The sequence below is a fragment of the Microbacterium lushaniae genome (assembly GCF_008727775.1).
GTDB classification, from domain to species: Bacteria; Actinomycetota; Actinomycetes; order Actinomycetales; family Microbacteriaceae; genus Microbacterium; species Microbacterium lushaniae.
In genome coordinates, this window is sequence record NZ_CP044232.1 from 481,210 (window position 1) to 503,445 (window position 22,236).

21 protein-coding genes and 2 pseudogenes are annotated in these 22,236 nt (G+C 73.0%); 12 read left to right on the plus strand and 11 right to left on the minus strand.

The window, feature by feature from the left end:
• Nucleotides 1–37: 37 nt before the first annotated feature.
• On the minus strand, nucleotides 38–730 hold the full coding sequence (locus F6J85_RS02270; protein WP_238707033.1) for an SDR family NAD(P)-dependent oxidoreductase: 693 nt from the start codon (nucleotides 728–730) through the stop codon (nucleotides 38–40).
• 47 nt (nucleotides 731–777) lie between these two features.
• Nucleotides 778–1,494, minus strand: a complete 717-nt coding sequence (locus tag F6J85_RS02275; RefSeq protein ID WP_150923674.1) for an NRDE family protein — start codon at nucleotides 1,492–1,494, stop codon at nucleotides 778–780.
• 45 nt (nucleotides 1,495–1,539) lie between these two features.
• Here F6J85_RS02275 and coaBC point away from each other — a divergent pair, with 45 nt between their 5' ends.
• On the plus strand, nucleotides 1,540–2,760 hold the full coding sequence (coaBC, locus tag F6J85_RS02280; RefSeq protein ID WP_150923675.1) for a bifunctional phosphopantothenoylcysteine decarboxylase/phosphopantothenate--cysteine ligase CoaBC: 1,221 nt from the start codon (nucleotides 1,540–1,542) through the stop codon (nucleotides 2,758–2,760).
• Here coaBC and F6J85_RS02285 read toward each other — a convergent pair whose 3' ends face one another.
• Nucleotides 2,761–4,191, minus strand: coding sequence for a DUF6421 family protein (locus F6J85_RS02285; RefSeq protein ID WP_150923676.1), 1,431 nt, complete (start codon nucleotides 4,189–4,191; stop codon nucleotides 2,761–2,763).
• Between the two features lie 121 nt (nucleotides 4,192–4,312).
• On the opposite strand from F6J85_RS02285, the gene F6J85_RS02290 reads away from it, so the two are divergent.
• Entirely contained in the window at nucleotides 4,313–5,263 is a 951-nt protein-coding gene (locus tag F6J85_RS02290) for a diacylglycerol/lipid kinase family protein (RefSeq protein WP_150918641.1), read from the plus strand.
• A gap of 9 nt (nucleotides 5,264–5,272) precedes the next feature.
• Here F6J85_RS02290 and F6J85_RS02295 read toward each other — a convergent pair whose 3' ends face one another.
• Nucleotides 5,273–5,878: a response regulator transcription factor gene (locus F6J85_RS02295; protein ID WP_150923677.1), complete on the minus strand. Its 606-nt coding sequence runs from the start codon at nucleotides 5,876–5,878 to the stop codon at nucleotides 5,273–5,275.
• Entirely contained in the window at nucleotides 5,875–7,032 is a 1,158-nt protein-coding gene (locus F6J85_RS02300) for a sensor histidine kinase (RefSeq protein WP_150918645.1), read from the minus strand. Before F6J85_RS02300 ends, F6J85_RS02295 begins: the two co-directional genes overlap by 4 nt.
• Before the next feature lie 109 nt (nucleotides 7,033–7,141).
• Between F6J85_RS02300 and F6J85_RS02305 the strand changes: the two genes are divergently transcribed.
• The 5 genes and pseudogenes from F6J85_RS02305 (at nucleotide 7,142) to F6J85_RS02325 (ending at nucleotide 12,185) form a co-directional block, all read left to right on the plus strand.
• A complete protein-coding gene (locus F6J85_RS02305) occupies nucleotides 7,142–7,966 on the plus strand; it encodes a hypothetical protein (protein WP_150923678.1) in 825 nt (274 codons plus the stop codon).
• A 117-nt stretch (nucleotides 7,967–8,083) separates the two neighbouring features.
• Nucleotides 8,084–9,238: a sensor histidine kinase gene (locus F6J85_RS02310; protein ID WP_150923679.1), complete on the plus strand. Its 1,155-nt coding sequence runs from the start codon at nucleotides 8,084–8,086 to the stop codon at nucleotides 9,236–9,238.
• Nucleotides 9,235–9,879, plus strand: a complete 645-nt coding sequence (locus F6J85_RS02315) for a response regulator (RefSeq protein ID WP_150918651.1) — start codon at nucleotides 9,235–9,237, stop codon at nucleotides 9,877–9,879. Before F6J85_RS02310 ends, F6J85_RS02315 begins: the two co-directional genes overlap by 4 nt.
• Before the next feature lie 82 nt (nucleotides 9,880–9,961).
• Nucleotides 9,962–10,729 carry an ABC transporter ATP-binding protein gene (locus F6J85_RS02320; protein ID WP_150923680.1) on the plus strand — a complete coding sequence of 256 codons (768 nt, stop codon included), beginning with the start codon at nucleotides 9,962–9,964 and terminating at the stop codon, nucleotides 10,727–10,729.
• Between the two features lie 23 nt (nucleotides 10,730–10,752).
• Nucleotides 10,753–12,185 (plus strand): annotated as a pseudogene (locus F6J85_RS02325) (ABC transporter permease).
• 90 nt (nucleotides 12,186–12,275) lie between these two features.
• Here F6J85_RS02325 and F6J85_RS17870 read toward each other — a convergent pair.
• The 5 genes and pseudogenes from F6J85_RS17870 to F6J85_RS02350 all read right to left on the minus strand — a co-directional run.
• Nucleotides 12,276–12,698 (minus strand): annotated as a pseudogene (locus F6J85_RS17870) (N-acetyltransferase family protein); the annotation flags it as partial.
• On the minus strand, nucleotides 12,695–13,213 hold the full coding sequence (locus F6J85_RS02335; RefSeq protein ID WP_150918657.1) for a hypothetical protein: 519 nt from the start codon (nucleotides 13,211–13,213) through the stop codon (nucleotides 12,695–12,697). The pseudogene F6J85_RS17870 and the gene F6J85_RS02335, both read right to left, overlap by 4 nt.
• A 64-nt stretch (nucleotides 13,214–13,277) precedes the next feature.
• On the minus strand, nucleotides 13,278–13,766 hold the full coding sequence (locus F6J85_RS02340) for a SprT-like domain-containing protein (RefSeq protein WP_150918659.1): 489 nt from the start codon (nucleotides 13,764–13,766) through the stop codon (nucleotides 13,278–13,280).
• A gap of 31 nt (nucleotides 13,767–13,797) precedes the next feature.
• Entirely contained in the window at nucleotides 13,798–14,325 is a 528-nt protein-coding gene (locus F6J85_RS02345; protein ID WP_150918661.1) for a tetratricopeptide repeat protein, read from the minus strand.
• A gap of 97 nt (nucleotides 14,326–14,422) precedes the next feature.
• Entirely contained in the window at nucleotides 14,423–15,289 is an 867-nt protein-coding gene (locus F6J85_RS02350; protein WP_150918663.1) for a spermidine synthase, read from the minus strand.
• A gap of 185 nt (nucleotides 15,290–15,474) precedes the next feature.
• Between F6J85_RS02350 and F6J85_RS02355 the strand changes: the two genes are divergently transcribed.
• The 3 genes from F6J85_RS02355 (at nucleotide 15,475) to F6J85_RS02365 (ending at nucleotide 19,183) form a co-directional block, all read left to right on the plus strand.
• Complete coding sequence (locus tag F6J85_RS02355; protein ID WP_150923681.1) at nucleotides 15,475–17,145, plus strand: ABC transporter substrate-binding protein; 1,671 nt, start codon at nucleotides 15,475–15,477, stop codon at nucleotides 17,143–17,145.
• Between the two features lie 77 nt (nucleotides 17,146–17,222).
• The gene (locus F6J85_RS02360) at nucleotides 17,223–18,227 is read left to right on the plus strand and encodes an ABC transporter permease (protein ID WP_150923682.1); all 1,005 of its coding nucleotides are present in this window, start codon (nucleotides 17,223–17,225) and stop codon (nucleotides 18,225–18,227) included.
• Nucleotides 18,224–19,183 (plus strand): ABC transporter permease, encoded by a 960-nt coding sequence (locus tag F6J85_RS02365; protein WP_150923683.1) that lies wholly within the window; start codon nucleotides 18,224–18,226, stop codon nucleotides 19,181–19,183. Before F6J85_RS02360 ends, F6J85_RS02365 begins: the two co-directional genes overlap by 4 nt.
• Nucleotides 19,184–19,369: 186 nt before the next feature.
• On the opposite strand, the gene F6J85_RS02370 is transcribed toward F6J85_RS02365, so the two are convergent.
• Nucleotides 19,370–21,022, minus strand: coding sequence for an ABC transporter ATP-binding protein (locus F6J85_RS02370; protein WP_150923684.1), 1,653 nt, complete (start codon nucleotides 21,020–21,022; stop codon nucleotides 19,370–19,372).
• Between the two features lie 189 nt (nucleotides 21,023–21,211).
• Here F6J85_RS02370 and F6J85_RS02375 point away from each other — a divergent pair, with 189 nt between their 5' ends.
• Together F6J85_RS02375 and F6J85_RS02380 are read left to right on the plus strand one after the other, a co-directional pair.
• Nucleotides 21,212–21,898, plus strand: a complete 687-nt coding sequence (locus F6J85_RS02375) for an energy-coupling factor ABC transporter permease (RefSeq protein ID WP_150923685.1) — start codon at nucleotides 21,212–21,214, stop codon at nucleotides 21,896–21,898.
• Nucleotides 21,895–22,218, plus strand: coding sequence for a PDGLE domain-containing protein (locus F6J85_RS02380; RefSeq protein WP_150923686.1), 324 nt, complete (start codon nucleotides 21,895–21,897; stop codon nucleotides 22,216–22,218). The genes F6J85_RS02375 and F6J85_RS02380 overlap by 4 nt, the downstream gene beginning before the upstream one ends.
• Nucleotides 22,219–22,236: the final 18 nt, after the last annotated feature.

Sequence of the window (22,236 nt, forward strand, 5' to 3'; positions counted from 1 at the left end):
GCTGCCGGCGCCCGCGCCGACCGGGCCGCAGGCGGATTCAGACGGCGGGGGTGAGCTCGATGACGGCGTCGGCCCACGCCGAGGCATCGTCGTCCCACAACGCGACGAACGCGTCGGCGAGGGCGTCCTCGAGGCCCGCGAGGCTCGCGACGCGGAAGATCACCGCCGCAGCGGTCTGGGATGCGCCGGCATCCCGTGCGGACTTCGCGAATCCTTGACCCACCGCGCGCGTCCACGCCTCGCTGGCGGCCTTGATCGCGGCGTAGTTCGCGCCGCCGGCGAGGGGCCGCGCCACGGCGGTGGAGGACACGATGGCCAGGCGTCCCGCGGTGGAGGCGCGCAGGTCGTCGTCGAAGGCTCGCGAGACGTGCCGAAGAGTCGTGAGCGACACCTCGAGCGCGCGGAAGTCGGCGTCGGACTGACCGGCCAGGCCTCCGCCCCCGCGCCATCCGCCCACCAGCTGCAGCACGCCGTCGATGGGCCCGTGCTCGGCGTGCACGCCTTCCGCGAGGGCGGCCACCGCGTCCTCGTCGGCCAGGTCGCACGTCACCGTCGCGATCCCCGGGACGTCGTCTCGGAGCGCGTCGAGTTTGAGCGGATCGCGGCCGGCGACCACGACGCGCGCGTCGGCGGCACGCAGGGCTCTGGCCGCGGCGGTGCCGGCCGCACTCGTGCCTCCGGCCAGCAGCACGAGCCGTCCGGCGACGAGTTCGTCCACGTCGGTGTCCACGCGGCCAGTGTAGGGGGTGGGCGAGCCGCCGGCAGGGGCGCCCTCGGTCACAGCGCCGGCTCCACCAGGCGCACGCGATTCCACTGCCCCGGCTCGGCCAGCTCCCCGTAGGCGAGGTCCACGCCCTCGGGGCCGACGCTCGCCGCGCACACCAGCAGCGACAGCGTCTCCACGCCATAGGGGCGGTTGTCGCGGACGATCGCGCGGTCATCGGTCGGCGGCAGCTCGGCGCTGCGCTCGAGCAGCAGCATCCACTCCCGCCACCACGGCGCGGACGCGGCGACGGGCGGGGCGGCGGCGAACTCCGGCAGCCACCGCGCGATGCGGGGCGTCGCCGGGTCGTCGACGTCGTCGTGCGCGATCATGTGCACCCCCGGCTCCAGCACGCGCTCGCGCACCGAGGTGCCGTCCCACCCGGTCACGCGAGCCCCGTCGCGGTCGACGACGACGAGGTTGAAGCCGTTCGTGCGCGGCTGCGCGGGCCGGCGTCCGTCGACCGCGTCGAGCACGATCGCGCCGCGCGACTGCGTGGCCCCGGGCACCTCGCGCCGGTTGAGGATCACCGCGAGGCGGGAGCGGGCGGCATCGGCGGCCAGCCACGCACCGCCGGCGCGGGCGTCGCGCACCCCGATGACCCCCGGATGGGTCTGCGGCCACCACGGGCCCGGCGGGTCCCACGCGCGCGCAGGGTCCTCGTCGCGGATCGCCAGCACGTGCGCCGGCTCGGCCGGATGCTGCGGAACGTGCACAATGACGGTGCACATGGGCTGCTCTCCCGCCTGCGCCCGGCCCCGTGGAAGGATGGGCGCGTGTTCATCGTCGTCGGCGTCACCGGAGGCATCGCCGCCTACAAGACCGTGCACCTGGTCCGGCTGCTGGTGACCGCCGGACACGAGGTCCACGTGATCCCGACCGAAGACGCGCTGCGCTTCGTCGGTCTCACGACGTGGGAGGCGATCAGCCGCCACCCCGTCACCACCAGTGTGCACGAGGATGTCGCCGAGGTGCGCCATGTCGCCCTCGGCCGCCGCGCCGACCTCGTCATCGTCGCCCCGGCCACCGCGCACACCCTCGCCTCGATGGCGGCGGGACTGGCCTCGGATCTGCTCGGGACGACGCTGCTGGCGACGTCGGCGCCGGTCGTGGTGGCCCCCGCGATGCACAGCGGGATGTGGGCGCATCCGGCCACGCGTGCCAACGTGGCGACACTGCGCTCGCGCGGCGTGCACGTCGTCGGTCCCGACGACGGGGCGCTCACCGGCGGCGACTCCGGGCCCGGCCGCATGAGCGAGCCCGAGACGATCGTGGCGGCCGCGCTCGCGGTGGTGCCTGCCCGCTCCGACCTGACCGGTCTGGAGGTGGCCGTCTCCGCCGGCGGCACGCGCGAGCCGATCGACCCCGTGCGCTTCGTGGGCAACCGCTCGAGTGGCCGCCAGGGCGCCGCGCTCGCGGCAGCGGCCGCCGATCGCGGGGCGGACGTCACGCTCGTGGCGGCGCACGTGGACGACGGCGTCCTCGCCGAGGTCTCGCGGCATCCCCGCGTGCGGATCCGGCGCGCCGGCACCGTGGACGAGCTCGCCGCGGCGATGGCCGAGGTCGCCGGCGTGGCCGACGTCGTCGTGATGGCCGCCGCCGTGTCGGACTACCGTGCCGCCGAGGTGAGCGAACGCAAGCTCAGCAAGGAGGATGCCGGCGGGGACGAGGTGACGCTGCGCTTGGTCCGCACGCCCGACATCGTCGCGGGCCTGGCCGACCGCCGCCGCCCCGGGCAGACCGTGGTGGCCTTCGCCGCCGAGACGGAGGCCGACCCCGACGCACTGGTCGATCGCGCGCTGCGCAAGGCCGCGCGCAAGGGCGTGGACCTGCTCGTGGCCAACCGCGTCGGCTGGACCGCCGGCTTCGGCTCGTCGGAGAACGCCGTGGTCATCGTCTCGGGCGCCGGTGACGTCCTGGCCCGCGCCGAGGGAGGCAAGCGGGAGGTCGCCGACTCCGTGTGGGACGCCGTCCTCTCCGCCCGCCTCCAGCGGTGATCAGTCGCTGCCGCGGATTCCGGCGGTGGCGGCGATGACCGGACGCATCTTCTTCTCCAGCGCCTCGTAGAACATCGACAGCGGGAACTCGTCGTCCAGGACCGCGTCGGTGTAGCCCTTCGGCGGACCTGCCAGCACCTCGTCGGGAAGTCCGCGCGCCCACTGCGAGGCCGGATGCGGCGTCAGGACGCTTCGCACGAGGTCGTACGCCGCCAGCCAGTGCGCCGTCTTCGGTCGGTCGATCGAGCGCCAGTACAGCTCGTCGATCGCGTCGCCGAGCGCGACGACGGCGGCGGGGACCTCGGCCCAGTCGAAGGCGAGCGCGGTGTCGGTCCAGTGCAGCACGCCCCGCTGGTGCAGCCACGCGAACAGCAGCTGCCCGCCCACGCCGTCGTAGTTGCGCACGCGCGACCCGGTGATGGCGAAGCGGAAGATCCGGTCGAAGATCACGGCGTACTGCACCCGTACGGCGTTGTCGAGCATCGCCTGCTCCGCGGCATCCAGCGGTTCGGCGCGCTCCTGCAGCCGGTGCTGGATCGCGACGCACTCACGGAAGGCCGTGAGGTCGCAGCGCAGCTCCTCCAGCGAATAGAGGAAGTACGGCATGCGCTGCTTGATCATGAACGGGTCGAACGGCAGATCGCCGCGCATGTGCGTGCGGTCGTGGAGGATGTCCCACATCACGAACGCCTGCTCGGCGACGTCCTGGTCCGCCAGCATCCGCGCCGCGTCCGCCGGCAGCTCGAGTTTCGTGATCTCTGCCGCCGCGCGCACGACGCGGCGGTAGCGGGCGGCCTCGCGATCCTGGAAGATCCCGCCCCACGTGAAGGCGGGGATCTCCCGCAGCGCGACGGTCTCGGGGAACAGCACCGCCGAGTTCGTGTCGTAGCCGGGCGTGAAATCCACCAGGCGCAGCGACACGAAGAGGCGGTTGGCGTACTCCGTCTCCAGGCGGGCGATGAACTCCGGCCAGATCACCTCGACCAGCAGAGCTTCCACGTGCCGGTCGCGCGAGCCGTTCTGCGTGTACATCGGGAACACCACGAGGTGGCGGATGCCGTCGATCCGGTGCCGCTGCGGCTGGAAGGCCACGAGCGAATCGAGGAAGTCGGGCACGCCGAATCCCTGCTCCGCCCAGCGGGCGAAGTCGGCGACGCAGGCGCCGAGGTACTCCGCATCGTGGGGGAAGCGGGGGGCGAGCTCGCCGATGGCTCCCGTGATCTCGGCGACGAGGGATGCGGCGGCGTCGTGATCGGCGGCGTCGGGGACCGAGCCGTCCTGCGCCTGCAGGCCCTGCAGCGCCGTCGCGGCGTGCTTGAGGGCGCGCCAGGCGGGGGAGTCCTCGACGCCGGGGGCACGGCCGTCCTCGACGACCTCGGGTTCGCCGACGATGGCCTTGTGCGCACGGGAGGTGGCGGCGGAAACGGGCATGGGAACCTCCGATCTTCGAGGTCGGGCCGGCGCGGATGCGCGGCGTCGATCAGGTGCCGTCAGCCTACCTCCGGCCTGTCAAGCGTCCCCGTTCCGGACCGCCGGCCGCTATCGTCGCGTCATGTCCGATGATCGCCCCCCGGCGCGCCCCGACGGCGACGGGCTGCTGCTCCTGGCCAACAGCAGCGCCGGGCAGTCCGTGGCCCGCATCGACCCGCTGCCCGAGATCCGCCGGCGGCTGCCCGCGGCCCGCGTGGTCGAGCTCGGCCCCGACGACACCCTCGACGACGCGGTGGCCGAGGCGATGGCATCCGACGAGCCGCCCGCCGTGCTGGGCGTGCTCGGCGGTGACGGATCGGTGTCGCGGATGGCGCACCTGGCCCGCCGGCATGACGTGCCGCTGCTGGTTCTCCCCGGCGGCACGTTCAACCACTTCGCCCGCGCCGCGGGCCTCGACGACGTCGACACCGCCCTGGCGACCTTCGCCGACGGACGCGTCCGTACGGTGGCGGTGGCGGAGGTGTCGGCCGGCGACGGTGAGCCGGTCACCGTCCTGAACGCCGTGTCGCTGGGCGCCTACCCCCAGTTCCTCTCCGAGCGCACGCGCCGGGGGAACCTCGGCAAGTGGCTGGGCGGGGTGGTGGCCACGTGGCGTTCGCTGCATGGGGCGCGTCCGCTGGGCATCGTGCACGACGGGCGGCGCGCGTCGGTGTGGTCGGTGTTCGTCAGCGTGGGACGCAACGACCCCGACCGGCACGCCATGATGCAGCGCGCGCGGCTGTCCGACCCGGTGCTGGACGTGCGCATCCACCACGCGCGGGGCTCCCGCGTCCGCGCGATGGCCTCGCTCGCCTTCGGCCGCCGCACGATCTCGGTGCTGCGCGCGCTCCGTCTGATGCCCCCCTCGTCCGATCTCGAGCGGTTCGTGGAAGCGGAGTGGGTCATCGACGTGCGCCCCGGCGACGCTCCCGCGGTGTACGTGCACGACGGCGAGCTCGAGGAGGCCGACCCGGCCGGATTCACGCTCCGCGTCCGCGCGGTGCCCGACGCGCTGCGCGTGTACGCCCCGTGAACGCTCGGATCAGATCCACCCGCTCGCCTCGGCGTCGCGCGCCGCGTCGGCCACGGTGACCGATCCGAGCTTCTGACGGCACGCCGTCAACACGTTGCGGACGGTGCCGCGGGCCAGATGCAGCCGCAGGGCGATCCCGGCGACGTCCATCCCCCGCGCGGCGAGGCGCAGCACATCCCGCTCGCGCTCGGTGAGGGGCGAGGGGGGCAGGCTCAGCGCGTCGGCGGCCAGGGCCGGGTCGACGTACCGTTGGCCCCCGTGCACGCGCCGGATGACGTCGGCCAGGGTGGCCGCGGAGGCGCCTTTCACGACGAAGCCGCGTGCGCCGGCGGCCAGGGCCGCCGGCAGGTGCACGGGGCGGCCGCGGCCGGTGAGGATGACGGTGCGGCATGTCGGCAGCGCGCGGGCGAGCTCCGCCGCGACGCCCATGCCGTCCAGACGTGGCATGTCGAGGTCCACCACGGCGACGTCGGGGCGGTGACGGGCGGCGGATTCCACTGCGTCCCGGCCGTCGGCGGCCTGTGCGACGACGTCGACGTCGTCTTCCAGGTTGAGGAGCTGGGCGAGGGCGACGCGGATGAGCTCCTCGTCGTCGGCGATCAGTACCCGGATCACGCGAGCATCCCCACGCTGGCCCGCAGCTCGAACTCGTCCTCTCGACGCACCACCTCGAGCCGGCCGCCCGCTTCGCGCAGCCGCTCGCGGATGCCGTCCAGGCCGCCGCTGGCGGCGTCGCCGGAGAGGTCACCGCCGCGGGAGCCGGCGCCGTCGTTGGTCACGAGGAGCCGCACGAGTGTGCCGTCGCTGGTGAGGGAGATGGCGCAGTGCGTGGCGGTGCTGTGACGCAGCACGTTGGTGACGGCCTCCCGCGCGATCGGCGCGAGCACGGCGTCCCGGTGCCCGGCTGCGGCGGGATCGACGTGGATGGTGCAGGCGATCCCGGAAGACTGCAGCACCTGCCCGAGCGCTCCCACCTCCGCGGCGAGGTCGACGCGCCGCGAGTGCGCGACGGCGGTGCGCACCTCGGTGAGAGCGGATGCGGCGAGCCGGCGGATGGCAGCGGCTTCGGGTCGGAGGTGCGGTGCGTCCGTCCCGCGCTCGATCACCTCGGCCTTCAGCGCGATGACGGAGAGGGTGTGGCCCAGGAGGTCGTGGACGTCGCGGGCGAAACGCAGCCGCTCCTGGTCGACGGCGAGCGCGGCGACCGCTTCGCGACCGGCGTGCGCGTCGGCGAGGAGGTTCCACAGCCACACCGGGCTGAGGTTCACGAAGGCGAGACCACCCCCGGCCAGGACGACGATGAGAAGGCTCTGCACAGGCGATCCGCCCGTCACCGCGGCGACGGCGACGGCCACGGCGCACGCGGCGAGCATGCCGGCGGCGGCGAGCAGGGGTCGCAGGAGGAGGGGGAGGGTGCCGACGATCGCCGCGCCGATCCAGGCCCACGTCTGCCACCCACCCGCGGCGACAGGGCCGACCAGCACCGTCGACAGCGCGGCGGCGACGCCGAACGCGACCTGCCACGCACGCCGCACCCGCGTGCGCGCCTGCGGCGTGACGCTCTCGTACAAGACCCCCGCCTGAGTGAGGGTGAAGCCCGCGATGCCGACGGCGCCCAGCGCGATCCACGCCGGCCGCGTCTCGCGCAGGAGACCCACGCCCGGCATGAGGAGGCTGCTGAGCACCGTGGTCGAGAGCCACACCAGGGACAGCAGGCGGGCCCGGCGTACGCGCTGCGAGACCCGATCGGCGGGCGCCGTGAGGATCATGGTCGCCGATTGTAGACCTGCGCCGCTCCCGGTGACGGCGTGCGCCTTTCACGTCGGGTCGTGCAGCCGCCACGGGTCCTCGGCCACCGGGCCGCCCGAGGCTGAGCGCATGAACACCACACCCACCCTCACTCCGTCCCGCTCGTCCCTCGCGGGCCCGTCCACGACTGCATCCGCCGGCCGGTGGCTCCTCGCCGTCGGCGAACTGGTCCTCGTCGCGGCCCTGTCGATGATGCTCGTGGATCAGGTCACCGGCGCGGTGATCGGCGCGCTCGGGCTCTTCCCCCTGGTGGCCCACCCCGCCGGCATCGCCCTCGTCATGACCGTGGACGTGCTCTTCGGCACGGTGCTGTGGCTGGTCCACCGCGGCCGATCGACGCGGGCCATCCTCGCGGTGGCGGGGGCGACCACCCTCGGCTTCGCCGCTCCCCTCGTGCCGTTCGCGCTCGTGGCCGTCGTGAGCTGCATGCCCGCGCACTTCGGCATCGGCGCGCGCCCCCTTCGTGCCGTGAGCTCCTCGCCCGTGCGTCGCGGGGTGGAGCGCGTCGCGCGCCGGTGGCCGACGGTGCTGGCGCTCCTGCTCACCTTCGGCGAGTTCCTGCGCCCGGGGGTCTCACCCGTGTGGGCGCTCGTGCTGCTGGGCGCGGAGTACCTCGTGATCGGTGGCATCCGCCGTCAGTTCGGCGATCGCCGGATCCTCGCCCTCCACGTCGTGGGCGCCCTGGCGTACGCGGCGCTGGCCGTCGCCGCCCTGAACGTGCCGTCCGTGGCCGCCGGCCTCCTCATCGGCGTGGGCTGGATCCTGCACGCCGGATGGGATGTCGCACTGCACCGCGCAGACATCGTCACGTGGCGCTGGTACGCGGAGGCCTGCATCGTCATCGACCTCGTGGTCGGGCTGTCGGCGATCGTCGCGGTGCTCTCCCGGATCTGACCCCTCGTCCGGGCGCCCGCAGACTCAAGACCGTCTGCGGGCGTCCGGCGCCCGCGGGGATACATACATCGGCAGGCTGATGCCCCGGGCCACCGGCTCCGCGTAGCCTCGGAGACGATGTTCCGTCCCCTACGCCGCTACCAGATCGTCGTCGACGTCGTCGCGGCGGTGCTGTTCGGGCTCGTCGCGCTCCTGGTGGACGTGTCGTTGCTGACCATGGTCAGCAACGCGCAGCTGCTCGCGGGCGTCGGCGCGGGAGCACTGCTCGCCGTGGCGCTCGCCTTCCGCCGCCTCGCGCCGGGACTGGCCCTCGGCATCGCGTGGGCGAGCGCGATCGTGCAGATGCTGGCCCTGCTCAACCCCTCTCCCACCAACGTCGCGATCTTCGCCGTGCTGTACGCCACCGCCGCCTACGGCAGCCGCCTGGTGTACTGGCTGGGCTTCGCGTCGGCGTTCGCCGGCGCGCTCACGATCGCGGTGTACGTGCACGCGATCCTCCCCGGCTGGGCCAACCCCGACCTGCTCACGGTGGGCGTCGCCGTGCTCATCGCCGCGACGTTCGCGCTGCTGCTGGCGTGGGTCACCGGCGCCCTCGTCCGCACGGCGCTGGCCGCGCGCGAGGCGCGGCGGGCGCGGGTGCTCGCGGAGGCCGGCGCGGTGGCGGAGCAGGAGCGCGTGCGCATCGCGCGAGACATGCACGACGTCGTCGCCCACTCGCTCGCGGTCGTCATCGCCCAGGCCGACGGCGCCCGCTACGCCGCCGCATCCGACCCGGCCGCAGCCGCCACGGCGCTGGGCACGATCGCCACGACGGCCAGGGCCGCGCTCTCGGACGTGCGCCTCCTGCTCACGCAGCTGCGGCACAGCCAGGGCGAGGGGCCCCAGCCCACGCTCGCCGACGTCGAGGCGCTGTACGGGCAGGTGCGGGCCTCCGGCGTCGACCTCGCCGTCGACGTCGACCCGGCACCGCGGTGGGAACCGTCCGCCGCGGTGCAGCTGGCGGTGTACCGCATCCTGCAGGAGGCCCTCACCAACGCCCTCCGTCACGGGGCGAAGGGGCGGGTGTCGGTGCACCTGGCGTGGCACCCTGACCGCGTGGAGCTGACCGTGCGCAATCCACTGCCCGCCGCCCCGGCCCCGCCCGCGGCAGGCGGGCACGGGCTCATCGGCATGCGCGAACGCGCGCAGCTGGCGGGTGGGATGCTGGAAGCCCGGCCCGACGGCGGCCACTTCGCCGTGACCGCACGGCTCCCGATCGAAGAGGCGGCATGACCGATCCCATCCGCGTCGTCCTGGTGGACGACCAGTCACTGTTCCGCGCCGGCATCCGCATGGTGGTGGACTCCCAGCCCGACCTGTCGGTCGTGGGTGAGGCCGGCGACGGCAAGGAGGCGCTCGCCGTCGTCGCCCGGGTGCAGCCGGACGTCGTGCTGATGGACATCCGCATGCCGGTGATGGACGGCCTCGCCGCCACGGCCGAGCTGCTGGCCCGCCCCGACCCGCCGCGCGTCGTCATGCTCACCACGTTCGACCTGGACGAGGCCGCCGCCCGCGCCATCCGGCAGGGGGCGAGCGGCTTCCTCCTCAAAGACGCCGATCCGGAATTCCTCCTGGCCGCCATCCGCACGGTGCACGCCGGCTCCGCCGTGATCGCCGCGGCCGCCACGCGCGAGCTGTTCGCCGCGGCCGGTCCCGAGACCCGGCCCGTGCCGGCGTCGTTCCAGACGCTCACCGACCGCGAGCGGGAGGTGTTCGCCCTCGCCGCGCGAGGCCTCAGCAACGCCGAGATCGCCGCCCGCGAGTTCCTCTCCGAGGCCACCGTGAAGACGCACATCAGCCGCATCCTCACCAAGCTGGCGCTCCGCGACCGCGTGCAGCTGGTCGTGTTCGCGTACGACCACGGCCTGAACTGACCCGCCGGGTCATCCTTCCGATGTAGGCGGATGCGCCGCAGGGCCGACGCGCCCGGGGCCCGCGCGTCCGTAGCGTCGAGGCATGCAGATCTCATCCACCGATCTGGGCCTGGCGGCCCGGGTGCAGCACCTCACCAAGACCTTCGGCGACGGAGAGAGCGCCGTCCGGGCCCTCGGCGGCGTCTCGGTGGGGATCCGGCGCGGCCAGTTCACCGCGATCATGGGCCCCTCCGGATCGGGCAAGTCGACCCTCATGCACGTCATGGCGGGCCTGGATGCGCCGACCTCGGGCCGTGCGTGGATCGGCGACACCGAGATCACCGGGCTCGGCGACCTGGAGCTGACGATCCTGCGCCGTCGCCGCGTCGGGTTCGTCTTCCAGGCGTTCAACCTCGTGCCCACCCTCGACGCGATCGGCAACATCCTGCTGCCGTTCGACCTCGACGGCCGGCGCCCCACCGCGCTGGAGCGGGCGCGGGTGGACGGCCTCATCGACACCCTGGGCCTCGCGCCGCGCCTGCACCACCGCCCCCACGAGCTCTCCGGCGGCCAGCAGCAGCGGGTCGCGATCGCGCGGGCCCTGGCGACCGCGCCCGACCTCGTCTTCGCCGACGAGCCGACCGGCAACCTCGACTCGCGCTCGGGCCGCGAGGTGCTCCAGCTGCTCGCGGCCGCCAGCCGCACGCACGGGCAGTCGATCGCCATGGTCACCCACGACCCGGTCGCCGCCTCCTACGCCGACCGCGTCCTGTTCCTCGGTGACGGCCGGATCGTCGCCGACAAGCCGCCGCAGACCGCCGAGCAGATCTCCGCGCACATGCTCGCCGCCGACGCGGGCGTGCCGGCATGAGCGCCGTCGCGGAGGAGCTGCGGATGCGCCGCCCCGCCGGCGCGCGCATCGCCTGGCTGCGCGAACGCGGCATGGGAGCCAGCATCCTCGTCGCCGCCCTCTCCAGTGCGTTCGGAGTCGTGCTGCTGGCGACCACCACGTTCCTCGGCGCGGTTCTCAGCTCCGACCCCTACCTCGCCGGAAGCGGGACGCTCGAGGTGGTGATCCTCATCCTCGCGGTGCTGCTGCTGGGCGTCGCCGTGTACGTCGCGGCGATCGTGACGGCCAACACGTTCGCCACCGTCGTGGCGGGGCGCACGCGGCGCATCGCCCTGCTGCGCCTCATCGGCGCCTCGGCGCGCTCGCAGCGCGCGGAGATCGCCCGGCAGGGGCTCGGGGTGGGGGCCATCGGCGCGTTCGCGGGCCTGCTGGCGGGCAGCGTGCTGTCGCTCGCGGGCGCAGCGCTCACCGCCCGGCTGCTGGGGCTCCCCGCCGACGTCGACGACGGCATCATCCAGCCGGCGCTGGTGGCGCCGGCGGTGGCGGTGACGCTCACGACGTGGGCGGCCGCGTGGGCGGGATCGCGTCGCGTGCTGGCGGTCACGCCCCTCCAGGCGCTGGGGGGCGCGGTGGAGGCCTCGCACGAGGCGGTTGCGCAGCGGACGGGCCGCAACCGCACGGCGCTCGCGCTGCTGCTGGCCGGTGCCGCACTCCTCGTGCTCGGCATCCTCACCGGGCTCGTCACCCCGCTGGGCGTCGTGGTGGCGTTCTTCGGCGGCATCCTCTCGTTCACCGGTCTCGCCCTCGGCGCGACGCTCGTCATGCCCCCGTGCTGCGGCTCGTGGGCCGCGCGTTCGGGCGGTCGGCGACGGCCCGGCTCGCCGCCGAGAACGCCCTCCGCTACCCCGAGCGCTCCTCGCGCATGGCGATCGGGGTCGTCATGGGCGTGACGCTCGTGGTCATGTTCGCCGTCGCACTGGAGTCGGTCAAGACCATGATCCGCACCTCCGGCGGCGGGACGCTGGAGCCGGAGTTCGAAGCCCTCATCGACACGTTCTCCGCCGTCATGATGGCCCTGGTCGGCGTCAGCGCCGTCATCGCCGCGGTCGGGCTGGTGAACCTCCTCACGATCGGCGTCGTCCAGCGCCGGCGCGAACTGGGCCTGCTGCGCGCCCTCGGCGTCTCCAGCGGTCAGGTGCGGGGGATGGTGCTGCGGGAGGCCGCACACATCACGATCGCCGCGCTGGCGACAGGTCTCGTGCTGGGGGTGCTGTACGGCTGGGCCGGTGCGCAGTCGCTCCTGGGCTCCATCGCGATGCCGCCGGCGTGGTCTTCCCCCACGTTCGTGTGGCCCTCCGTCCCGCTCGTGCCGGTGCTGGTGGTGGTCGCGGCCACCGCCGTGCTCACGCTCGTCGCCGCCGCCGTGCCCACCCGGCTCGCGACCCGGGTGACCCCCGTGCAGGCCCTCGCCGAGTAGCCCGCCCTCAGCGGGCCATCCGCACCTCGTGCAGGATCGCCCCCACCGGGCGTCCTGGCGCAGGGCGCCGTCGAAAGCGAAGCCGTGCTTGGCGTAGAACGCCTGCGCGCGCGGGTTGTCCTCGAGCACCCACAGCGTCGCGGGCCGGTCGCCCAGGGCCGCCTCCAGCAGGGCGGAGCCGGTGCCCGAGCCGTAGTGCGCGGCGCGCAGGTAGATCGCGTACAGCTCGAGATCCTCCCGCCGCCGGTCGGGGTCGCGGCACGGACCCGACGTGGCGAATCCGATGATCTCCTCGTTCAGCGCCGCGACCCACGACCGCCCCGTCGGCTCACCGGACGCGTGATGGCCGGCGAGGATCTCGCCCCACCGCTCGGTGTAGCGGGCGATGTCCATGCGCTCGAGGAGCGACGCGGGGATGCGGCCGGTGTACGCCTCGCGCCACGACTCCACGTGCACGCGCGCGATGCCGGCCTCGTCGCCGGGGCGGGCAGGGCGAATGATCGCCGCCGTCATCCGCCGTCCTCGGGTGCGCCGGCTGGAGCCTCGGGGTCGTGCGCCCACGTCGGGGCCAGCGCCCGGATGCGGGCGGCGCGCCACTGCCACGCCGACCACAGCACGGGCCACAGCAGCGGTGCGGTGGGGCCGCCGATGACGAGACGGTCGCGCCACAGGGTGCGGGCCGGGTCGCCAGGTGCGGGGGAGATCGCCATCTGGTGATCCCACACGTCCAGGCTCGACAGCGGGCCGGTCAGGGGGATGCCGCTGTCGCGGAACACCCGCACGGGGCCGTGTGCATCGGAGGTCGTGCGCTCGCTCACGGAGATCAGCTGGCGGCCCATCGGCACGGCGCCGCCGAGGGTGAGCTGCACGGGCAGGTCGCTGCCCGCCTCCCACGCGGTGGGGGGCGTCGCGAGCGGCTGCATGGCCAGGAGGGGTCCGTACAGCTCGGCGACCGCCCGCGGGGAGTGCAGGGCGCGCCAGGCGGCATCGGCGTCGCAGTCGATCACGAGCTTCAGCAGGATGCGCATGCCTCATCCTTGCTCGGGCGCGGCCGTTTCGCGAGCGGGCCGCCGGCTCCGCGCGCGCCGCGGATCACCGCGGGGTCTGGGCCGCGAGCCGCGTGGCGGGGGTGATCTCCCGGCGCGACCACGTGAAGGCGTTGCGCGGATCGAACCGCGGGGCGCACTTGGCGCACGAGGTCGGACGCGTCGCACGGCGATGCCGGTACGCGACGTGCCCCGCGGGGCACACCCCCACCCACGGCGCCAGCTCGGTCGCGGTCTCGCCCGCGTGGGTCGTGCCGCCGGTGTATCCGAGGTCGCGGGCCACGCGCTTCCACTGCGGGCCATGGCCGGCGGTGGGACCGGCGACGGCATGCGCCACCTCGTGCAGCAGCGTCTGGTGGTTCGTGTCGTCGTCGTAGCGGGCGGCGAGATACCGCGACACACTGATCCGCCGCCGCGTGTAGTCGCACAGGCCCGCACGGCGCTTGGCGTTGTCGAACCCGAACGACCACGTGGCATCCAGGTGGAGGGCGATCAGCGCCTCCGCCCACGTGCGCACCCGCTGCAGATCCGACATGAGCGACGAGCGTAGAGCAGGCTGCCGACAGTCAGCTGGCGACCGAGGTGCGCGCGCGACGGCGGTCGGCCGCGTCGATGGCCAGCAGCGTGGATTCGAGCTGCTCGTCGGCCGCTCCGGCGTCCTGACGCAGGAACAGCGCGCGCTTGAAGTCGGTGCGGGCCTCGTCGTAGTCGCCGGCGTCGTACGACACCTTGCCCCGGTGCTGGAGTGCGAAGGCGGCGATGCCCGACCACTCGGCACCCTCGGCCTCTTCGGCGCACGTGGTCAGCTCCTGCATGGCCGCCGGCAGCGCACCGCGGGCCTGCAGCACGGTGGCGTGCAGGATGCGGGCACGCAGCAGGTCTTTGCGGGTGCCGGCCATGCGGGCCACGCGCACCGACTGCTCGGAGATGACCAGGGCCTCGTCCAGGCGCCCGAGCACCTTCAGCAGCCACACGCGCTCGAGCAGGGCCGGGAGGCTCCGCTGCGGGCCGATCTCGTCCAGGCGCTCCTGGCACTCGCGCAGGTCGACGATTTCACGGAGCGTGTCCGGGTCGTATCCGCGGATGTAGCTCATCGTCGTCTCCCTTCGCGACTTACGTCGTGCGCACCTCCCGGCGCGCTGGATCCAGTCTGTGCCAGCGCACCGCCGGGCGACGGAAGGCACGCCGGGGTCAACGCTCGAACAGCGACGACGTGGGCTTGGGGGAGGGGGTCGCATCGTCGTCGGTGGCGGGCCGGGCGCCGCGGGCGAACTCGTCGAGCTCGGCGCCGTGGGCGACCTTCGCGGGGTGCGGCCCTGCCGCCATCAGGCGCGGGAGCCACTCCACCGGCAGGGGGGCGGGGGATGCGGCGATCACGAGATTCCCGAACCGCCGGCCCTTGAGCACCTGCACCTCGGCGAGCACCGCCACATCCGGCAGCACGGCGCGCACCGTCGCGACCTGGCGGCGCGCGAACGCGAGCCCGGCACCGTCGGCGACGTTCACCAGCAGCACGCCGTCGGGGGCGAGCAGGCGCGCCGCGTCACGGTAGAACTCCGTCGTGGTCAGGTGCGCGGGGGTCTGCGCGCCGGCGAACACATCGCTCACGAGCAGATCGACCGCACCCACCATGGCGCCCGGGAGGCGCGCGAGGCCCGCGCGCGCATCGCCGATGCGCACGCGGATCGACGCTCCCCGCGGCAGCGGCAGCGTCGAGCGGACGAGGTCGACGAGGGGCTGCTCGAGCTCGATCACCTGCTGTCGCGACCCGGGGCGCGTGGCCGCCACATAGCGCGCGAGGGTCAGCGCGCCGGCGCCCAGGTGCACGGCCGTCAGCGGCTGGCCGGGCAGGCGGAGCCGGTCGATGACCGCCCCCATGCGGGCAACGTACTCGAAGTGCAGGTGCGTGGGGTCGTCCAGGTCGACGTGCGACTGGGGGGTTCCGTCCACGACGAGCTCGTAGCCGGTCGTGTACGGGGAGGGCACGACGCGCGCGATCGTCCCGTCGGACAGGCGCGCCGAGGCGAGCTCGGCGGGTTCGACGCGGGCGCGGGCCATCCCCCCACGCTAGCCGGGGCAGGCGGCGGCGGCCGCACGGTCGAAACAAGATCGATACACGCCGGCCATGGGTCGGAAGGCCCTGGACGGGTACGGTCGGTAGATCGGCACAACCGAACGCGCGCGGCACGACGACGTACCGCGCGATCGGTCCGCCATCTCCCCACATGGAAGGTGCACACCACATGGCACACACGATGAGACGACGCCTGCTCACCGGCGCGGCCGCGGTCGCGATCGGGGCGCTCACCCTCTCCGCCTGCTCGAGTCAGCGTGACGGCGGCGGCGGCGAGGAGACCTCCTCCGGCGATGTCGACTCGACGTTCGTCTTCGGCGCATCCGGAGACCCCTCGAGCCTGGACCCCGCGTTCGCCAGCGACGGCGAATCGTTCCGCATCTCCCGCCAGATCTTCGAAGGCCTCGTCGGCGTCGAGCCCGGCACGGCCGACCCCGCGCCACTGCTGGCCGAGAGCTGGGAACAGTCCGAAGACGGACTGTCCTACACCTTCCAGCTCAAGGAGGGCGTGACCTTCCACGACGGCACGGAGTTCACCGCGGATGCCGTGTGCTTCAACTTCGACCGCCAGAACAACTTCACCGGGATCGCGCAGAGCGAGAGCCTGTCGTACTACTGGGGCAAGATCATGCGCGGCTTCGCCGACACCGGCACCTCGATCTACGACGGCTGCGAGGTCGTCAGCGACACCGAGGTCACCGTCAACCTGTCGCAGCCGTTCGCCGGGTTCATCGCCGCCCTGTCGCTGCCCGCGTTCGCGATGCAGAGCCCGACCGCGCTGGAGGAGTACAACGCCGACGACGTGGGGGGCACCTCTGAGGCGCCCACGCTGAGCGAGTACGCCACGGCGCATCCCACCGGCACGGGGCCCTTCATGTTCGACTCGTGGGAGCCGGGCTCGGAGACCACCGTCACGGCGTTCGAGGACTACTGGGGCGAGCAGGGTCAGGTCGAAGAGGTCATCTTCCGCGTGATCGGCGACACCACCGCCCGCCGCCAGGCGCTGGAATCCGGATCGATCGACGGCTACGACCTCGTCGCCCCCGCCGACCTGGGCGCACTCGAGGACGCCGGCTTCACGCTGGTCAACCGTGACCCGTTCAACGTCCTGTACCTCGGCATGAACTCCGCCGACCCCGCCCTGTCTGACATCCGCGTGCGGCAGGCCATCGCCCACGCCATCGACAAGGAGCAGCTGGTCAGCCAGGTGCTGCCCGAGGGCACCGAGCTGGCCGAGCAGTTCATGCCCGACAGCGTGATCGGCTTCAACGAAGACGTCACGACGTACGAGTACGACCCCGACGCGGCCGAGGCGCTGCTGGCCGACGCCGGATTCAGCGCGGCGAGCCCGCTGACGCTGACCTTCAACTACCCGGTCAACATCTCCCGCCCGTACATGCCCAACCCGGAGCAGATCTTCACGAACCTGCAGTCGCAGCTGGAGGCGGTGGGCATCGTGCTCAACCCGGTCTCCAACGAGTGGGCCGAGTACCTCGACCTCATCCAGGGCGGCTCGGACCACGGCATCCACCTCCTCGGGTGGACGGGTGACTACAACGACCCCGACAACTTCGTGGGCACGTTCTTCGGTGCGCCCTCGAACGAGTGGGGCTTCGACAACCCGGAGCTGTTCGCCGCTCTCACCGAGGCGCGCGGACTGCCGACGGTGGACGAGCAGGAGTCGGCCTACGGGGACATCAACGATCAGATCGCGCAGTTCCTGCCCGGCGTGCCCCTGGCAAGCCCGGTGCCGACCCTCGCGTTCGCCGAGCGTGTCGTGTCGTACCCCGCCAGCCCCGTGCAGGACGAGGTCTACAACCTGATCGAACTGTCCGAGTGACGTGAGGATGCAGCGACCCGGGCCCTTCGCGGCGCCCGGGTCGCTGCATCCGTGCCCTCCCCGATTCCGGAGTCCCCGTGCTACGCACCATCGGCAGGCGTCTGCTCCTGCTCATCCCCACCCTCTTCGGGTTGTCCGTCCTGTTGTTCCTGTGGGTCCGCGCGCTTCCCGGCGGCCCGGCCGTCGCGCTCCTCGGTGAGCGTGCGACGCCGGCGGCCGTCGAGCGCATCAACGAGCTGTACGGCTTCAACGAGCCGCTGTACGTGCAGTACTTCACGTGGCTCGGGCGCCTGCTCACCGGCGACTTCGGCTCGTCGATCCAGACCGGCCGGCCCGTGCTGGAGGAGTTCTTCCGGCGTTTCCCGGCGACCCTCGAGCTGTCGATCGCGGCGCTGATCATCGCCGTGGGCATCGGCATCCCGCTGGGATACTGGGCCGCCCGCAAGCACGGCAAGGCGTGGGATCACATCGCCGTCGTGCTGAGCCTCGTCGGCATCACCATCCCGGTGTTCTTCCTCGCCTTCATCCTCAAGTACGTCTTCGCCGTGCAGCTGGGCTGGCTGCCCTCCGACGGGCGCCAGAATCCGCGCATCGACGCGACGCACTACACGAACCTGTACGTGTTCGACGGTCTGATCACGGGAGAGTTCGACGCGGCGTGGGATGCGCTCCTGCACCTCGTGCTGCCGGCGCTGGCGCTGGGCACCATCCCGCTCGCGATCATCGTGCGCATCACGCGCGCGTCGGTCCTCGACGTGCAGAACGCCGACTACGTGCGCACCGGCCGGGCCAAGGGCATCGGCCAGTCGACGCTGCGCAACCGCTTCATCCTGCGCAACGCGATGCTGCCGGTGGTCACCACCGTGGGCCTGCAGGCCGGGCTCCTCATCTCCGGGGCGGTGCTCACCGAGACGGTGTTCGCCTTCCCCGGCATCGGGCAGTTCCTCGCGCGGGCGATCTTCACACGGGACTTCCCCGTGCTCCAGGGATTCATCATCTTCATCGCGATCCTGTACGCCCTCATCAACCTGCTCGTGGACGTGTCGTACAGCGTGATCGATCCGAGAGTGAGAGTGCAGTGAGCTCCAGCATCCTGCCCCCCGCCCCCAGCGGCGGGCCGGTCGACGACAACGCGATCGTCGACACCGCCCTGCTCGCCGCGAAGACCCGCGGCGGGTTCTGGCGCGACGTGTTCCGGCGCCTGCGGCGCAACCCCACCGCGTGGATCGGCGCCGTCATCGTCGCGCTGTTCCTCCTCGTCGCGCTGCTGGCGCCCCTGCTCGCGCCGTATCCGGCCGAATCCCTCCCCGGCCAGCGGTACATCACGCCCACCGACATCCCCGGTCCCGGCGAGCTCGCGCAGTTCCCGCTGGGCCTGGACCGCTTCGGCGGCGACGTGCTGTCCAAGCTCATCTGGGGTGCGCAGGCGTCGCTGCAGATCGGCATCATCTCCACCGCGTTCGGCCTCGCCGGCGGCATGCTGCTGGGCCTGATCGCCGGGACGTTCGGCGGGTGGGTCGATAACGTCGTGATGCGATTCGTCGACATCCTCCTGTCGGTGCCGAACCTGCTGCTGGCCGTGTCGATCGCGGCGATCCTCGGGCAGAGCCAGCTGGCGATCATGATCGCGATCGGAGCATCCCAGGTGCCGGTGTTCGCGCGCCTGCTGCGTGCGTCGATGCTGCAGCAGCGCGGGGCCGATTACGTGCTGTCGGCGCAGACGCTCGGCCTGTCGCGCCGGTCGATCACGATGAGCCACGTGCTGCCCAACAGCCTCGGGCCGGTCATCGTGCAGGGGACGCTGACCCTGGCCACGGCCGTCATCGACGCCGCCGCACTGTCGTTCCTGGGCCTGGGCGGCGGGCTGCCGCAGACGGCCGAGTGGGGCCGCATGCTCACCTACGCCCAGTCGGAGCTGGCGATCGCGCCGTGGCTGGCGTTCCTCCCCGGCATCTGCATCGCCGTGACGGCCCTGGGCTTCACGCTCCTGGGCGAGTCCCTCCGCGAGGCGATGGACCCCCGCACCCGCGCCCGCTGACCCCCCGCCCCGCCCCGGCCCGCCCGGCCCGCCTCGCCCGGCCCGCTCCTCGACCGCGAGACTGCACGCCACCGACGAGACATCGACATCATGTCGCGGTCTCGTCGGTGGGCTGAAGTCTCGCGGCCGGGGCGTGGGGCCGGGGCGCGCGGCCCGGGGCGTGGGGCCGGGGGCGCGGGGCCGGGGTCAGCCGGTGAGGCCGAGCTCGTTGCCGGGGATGGAGGCGAGCAGGCGCCGGGTGTAGGGGTCGCGCGGGTTGGTGAAGATCTCTTCGCTGGATGCCGCCTCCACGAGCCGGCCGTCCTTCATGACGCACACGAAGTCGCTGATGAGCCGCACGACGGCGAGGTCGTGCGAGATGAAGAGGTAGCTCAGGCCGTATTCGCGCTGCAGGTCGCCCAGGAGCGTGAGGATCTGGTCCTGCACGAGCACGTCCAGCGCCGACACCGGCTCGTCGCACACGACCACCTCGGGGGAGAGGGCGAGGGCCCGCGCGATCGCGACGCGCTGACGCTGCCCGCCGGACAGCTCCGACGGGTACCGGCGCAGCATCGCCTGCGGCAGGGCCACGTCGTCCATGAGCTTGCGCACGCGCGCCGACCGCTCCTTCGCCGAACCGCGCTTGTAGAACGTCAGCGGCTCCTCGATGATCCGCTCGATCGTGAACATGGGGTTCAGGCTCGAGTACGGGTCCTGGAAGATCGGCTGCACCTTCTGCCGGAAGTCCTTCAGCGCGGCGCCCTTGAGGGTCGTGACGTCCTGCCCCTCGTAGCGGATGGTGCCGCTGGTGGGTTCGATGACCTTCAGCAGCATGCGGGCCGTCGTGGTCTTGCCCGAGCCCGACTCGCCCACGATCGCGACGGTCTCCCCGCGCGGGATGGACAGCGACACATCGTCGACGGCACGGAAATCCTCCCCGCGCCCGCGCGTGGGGTAGACCTTCGTGAGGTTCTCGATGACGACGACGTCATCGCGTGCCGCGGCCGGCTCGCCGGCGACCTCGAGCGTGCGGGCTCGGAAGGCCTCGGGGCGCAGTCGCACGGCGGCCACCGACGGCGCCGCCGCGACGAGCGACTTCGTGTACGGATGCTGCGGCGCCTCCAGGATCTGCCGCGCCGGCCCCTGTTCGACCACGCGGCCGCGGTGCATCACGATCACCCGCGCCGCCCGCTCGGCCGCGAGGCCGAGGTCGTGCGTGATGAGCAGCACCGAGGTGCCCAGCTCCGTGGTCATGCGGTCGATCTGGTCCAGGATCGTCCGCTGCACCGTGACGTCCAGGGCGCTCGTGGGCTCGTCGGCGATGAGCAGGCGCGGCTTGCACGCCATCCCGATCGCGATGAGCGCCCGCTGCCGCATCCCGCCGGAGAACTCGTGCGGGTACTGCTTGGCGCGGGTGGCGGCATCCGGGAGTCCGGCCGCCTCCAGCGTCTGGACGACCTTGTCCTGCACGTCCGAGCGGGTGGCCATGCCGTGGGCGAGGAGGGTCTCGGCCACCTGCGTGCCGATCTTGGCGACCGGGTTGAGGTTGGACATGGGGTCCTGCGGCACGAGACCGATGTCGCGCCCGCGCACTTCGCGCATGCGCCCCTCGCCGAAACGCGTGAGATCTTCTCCGTCGAGCAGGATGCTGCCGCGCGCGACGGATCCGCCGGAGGCGAGCAGCCCGATGATGGCCATCGCGGTGGTGGATTTGCCCGAGCCCGATTCGCCCACGATCGCCACGGTCTCCCCGGCGGCGATGTCGAAGTCGACGCCGTCCACGGCGTGCACCGGTCCGTCGATCGTGGCGAAGTCGACGGCGAGGTCGCGGACGGACAGCAGCGGCGCGGCGGGACTCATCCGTCCATCCTGCCCGCCTCGCGGTGTCCCCGCACCCCCGGCGGCACATCGTCACGCACCCGTAACCGCGGTTCGGGAGACGCCGTGAGCGGAGGACCAAAGACCTCTACCCCGCCCGGAGGCGCGAAGTTACATTGGCCAGATACGACAGTGTCGCATCAGGCGCTGCCCGCCCCGGAGAGGACGCGGATGCACGTACCAGATGGGTTCCTCGATCTGCCCACCTCGATCGCGACCGGGGTGGTGGCCGCCGCCGGCATCGCCGTCGCACTGCCGGTCGCCCGCCGCGAGGCGACGGACGACCTCAAGGCGCCCATGGTCGGCATCGTGGCGACGCTGATCTTCGCGGCGCAGATGGTCAACTTCCCCGTCGGAGCCGGCACGAGCGGTCATCTCATGGGAGGTGCGCTCGCCGCGGTCCTCGTCGGCCCCGGCACGGGCGTGCTGTGCCTGAGCGTCGTGCTGATCGTGCAGGCCTTCCTCTTCGCCGATGGCGGGGTGACGGCGCTGGGGACGAACATCACGCTCATCGGCATCGTGACGGTGCTCGTGGGATGGGCCTTCTTCCGCGGCCTCATGCGGGTGCTGCCCGGCGGCCGCGCGACGGTGGTCGCGGCATCCGCCGTCGCCGCATTCGTCTCGGTTCCCGCGGCCGCGGCCGTCTTCGCGCTGCTGTTCGCCGTCGGCGGCACGGTGGCGGTGCCCTTCGACCTGCTGATGACCGCGATGCTCGGATGGCACGCCGTCGTCGGCGTGGGTGAGGCCGTCGTGACCGGGCTGGTCGTCTCGGCGGTTCTGGCCACGCGGCCCGACCTCGTCTACGGCGCCCGGTTCGTGCGCCCCTCGCGGCGCGTGCCGGAGGAGGCGCGGGTATGAGCCCGTCCCCGCGGCCACGTGTGTCCACCCGTGCGTTCACCGCCGGTGCGCTCGCGGTCGCGCTCCTGCTCGCGTGCATCGTGAGTTTCTGGGCGTCGAGCCATCCCGACGGGCTCGAGTCCGTCGCGGAGTCCACCGGGTTCCTCGCCGCCGCCCGCGACAGTGCGACCGCCGCCGGCCCGCTCGCCGACTACGGGGTGGCCGCCATCGCGCAGCCCTGGGTGTCGGTGGCACTTGCCGGGTTCATCGGATGCGCCGTGACGTTCGGGGCGGCGTGGCTGCTGGGCCGCCTGGCCCGCCGACGCCGAAGCGACCGCTGACGGTGCTCCTTTCCGACC

Excerpts from the sequence above, each read along its gene's own strand:
- F6J85_RS02275 (WP_150923674.1), bottom strand. The coding sequence starts at position 1,494 with ATGTGCACCGTCATTGTGCACGTTCCGCAGCATCCGGCCGAGCCGGCG.
- F6J85_RS02285 (WP_150923676.1), bottom strand. The coding sequence starts at position 4,191 with ATGCCCGTTTCCGCCGCCACCTCCCGTGCGCACAAGGCCATCGTCGGC.
- F6J85_RS02290 (WP_150918641.1), top strand. The coding sequence starts at position 4,313 with ATGTCCGATGATCGCCCCCCGGCGCGCCCCGACGGCGACGGGCTGCTG.
- F6J85_RS02300 (WP_150918645.1), bottom strand. The coding sequence starts at position 7,032 with ATGATCCTCACGGCGCCCGCCGATCGGGTCTCGCAGCGCGTACGCCGG.
- F6J85_RS02305 (WP_150923678.1), top strand. The coding sequence starts at position 7,142 with ATGAACACCACACCCACCCTCACTCCGTCCCGCTCGTCCCTCGCGGGC.
- F6J85_RS02310 (WP_150923679.1), top strand. The coding sequence starts at position 8,084 with ATGTTCCGTCCCCTACGCCGCTACCAGATCGTCGTCGACGTCGTCGCG.
- F6J85_RS02315 (WP_150918651.1), top strand. The coding sequence starts at position 9,235 with ATGACCGATCCCATCCGCGTCGTCCTGGTGGACGACCAGTCACTGTTC.
- F6J85_RS02320 (WP_150923680.1), top strand. The coding sequence starts at position 9,962 with ATGCAGATCTCATCCACCGATCTGGGCCTGGCGGCCCGGGTGCAGCAC.
- F6J85_RS02335 (WP_150918657.1), bottom strand. The coding sequence starts at position 13,213 with ATGCGCATCCTGCTGAAGCTCGTGATCGACTGCGACGCCGATGCCGCC.
- F6J85_RS02340 (WP_150918659.1), bottom strand. The coding sequence starts at position 13,766 with ATGTCGGATCTGCAGCGGGTGCGCACGTGGGCGGAGGCGCTGATCGCC.
- F6J85_RS02345 (WP_150918661.1), bottom strand. The coding sequence starts at position 14,325 with ATGAGCTACATCCGCGGATACGACCCGGACACGCTCCGTGAAATCGTC.
- F6J85_RS02350 (WP_150918663.1), bottom strand. The coding sequence starts at position 15,289 with ATGGCCCGCGCCCGCGTCGAACCCGCCGAGCTCGCCTCGGCGCGCCTG.
- F6J85_RS02355 (WP_150923681.1), top strand. The coding sequence starts at position 15,475 with ATGGCACACACGATGAGACGACGCCTGCTCACCGGCGCGGCCGCGGTC.
- F6J85_RS02370 (WP_150923684.1), bottom strand. The coding sequence starts at position 21,022 with ATGAGTCCCGCCGCGCCGCTGCTGTCCGTCCGCGACCTCGCCGTCGAC.
- F6J85_RS02375 (WP_150923685.1), top strand. The coding sequence starts at position 21,212 with ATGCACGTACCAGATGGGTTCCTCGATCTGCCCACCTCGATCGCGACC.
- F6J85_RS02380 (WP_150923686.1), top strand. The coding sequence starts at position 21,895 with ATGAGCCCGTCCCCGCGGCCACGTGTGTCCACCCGTGCGTTCACCGCC.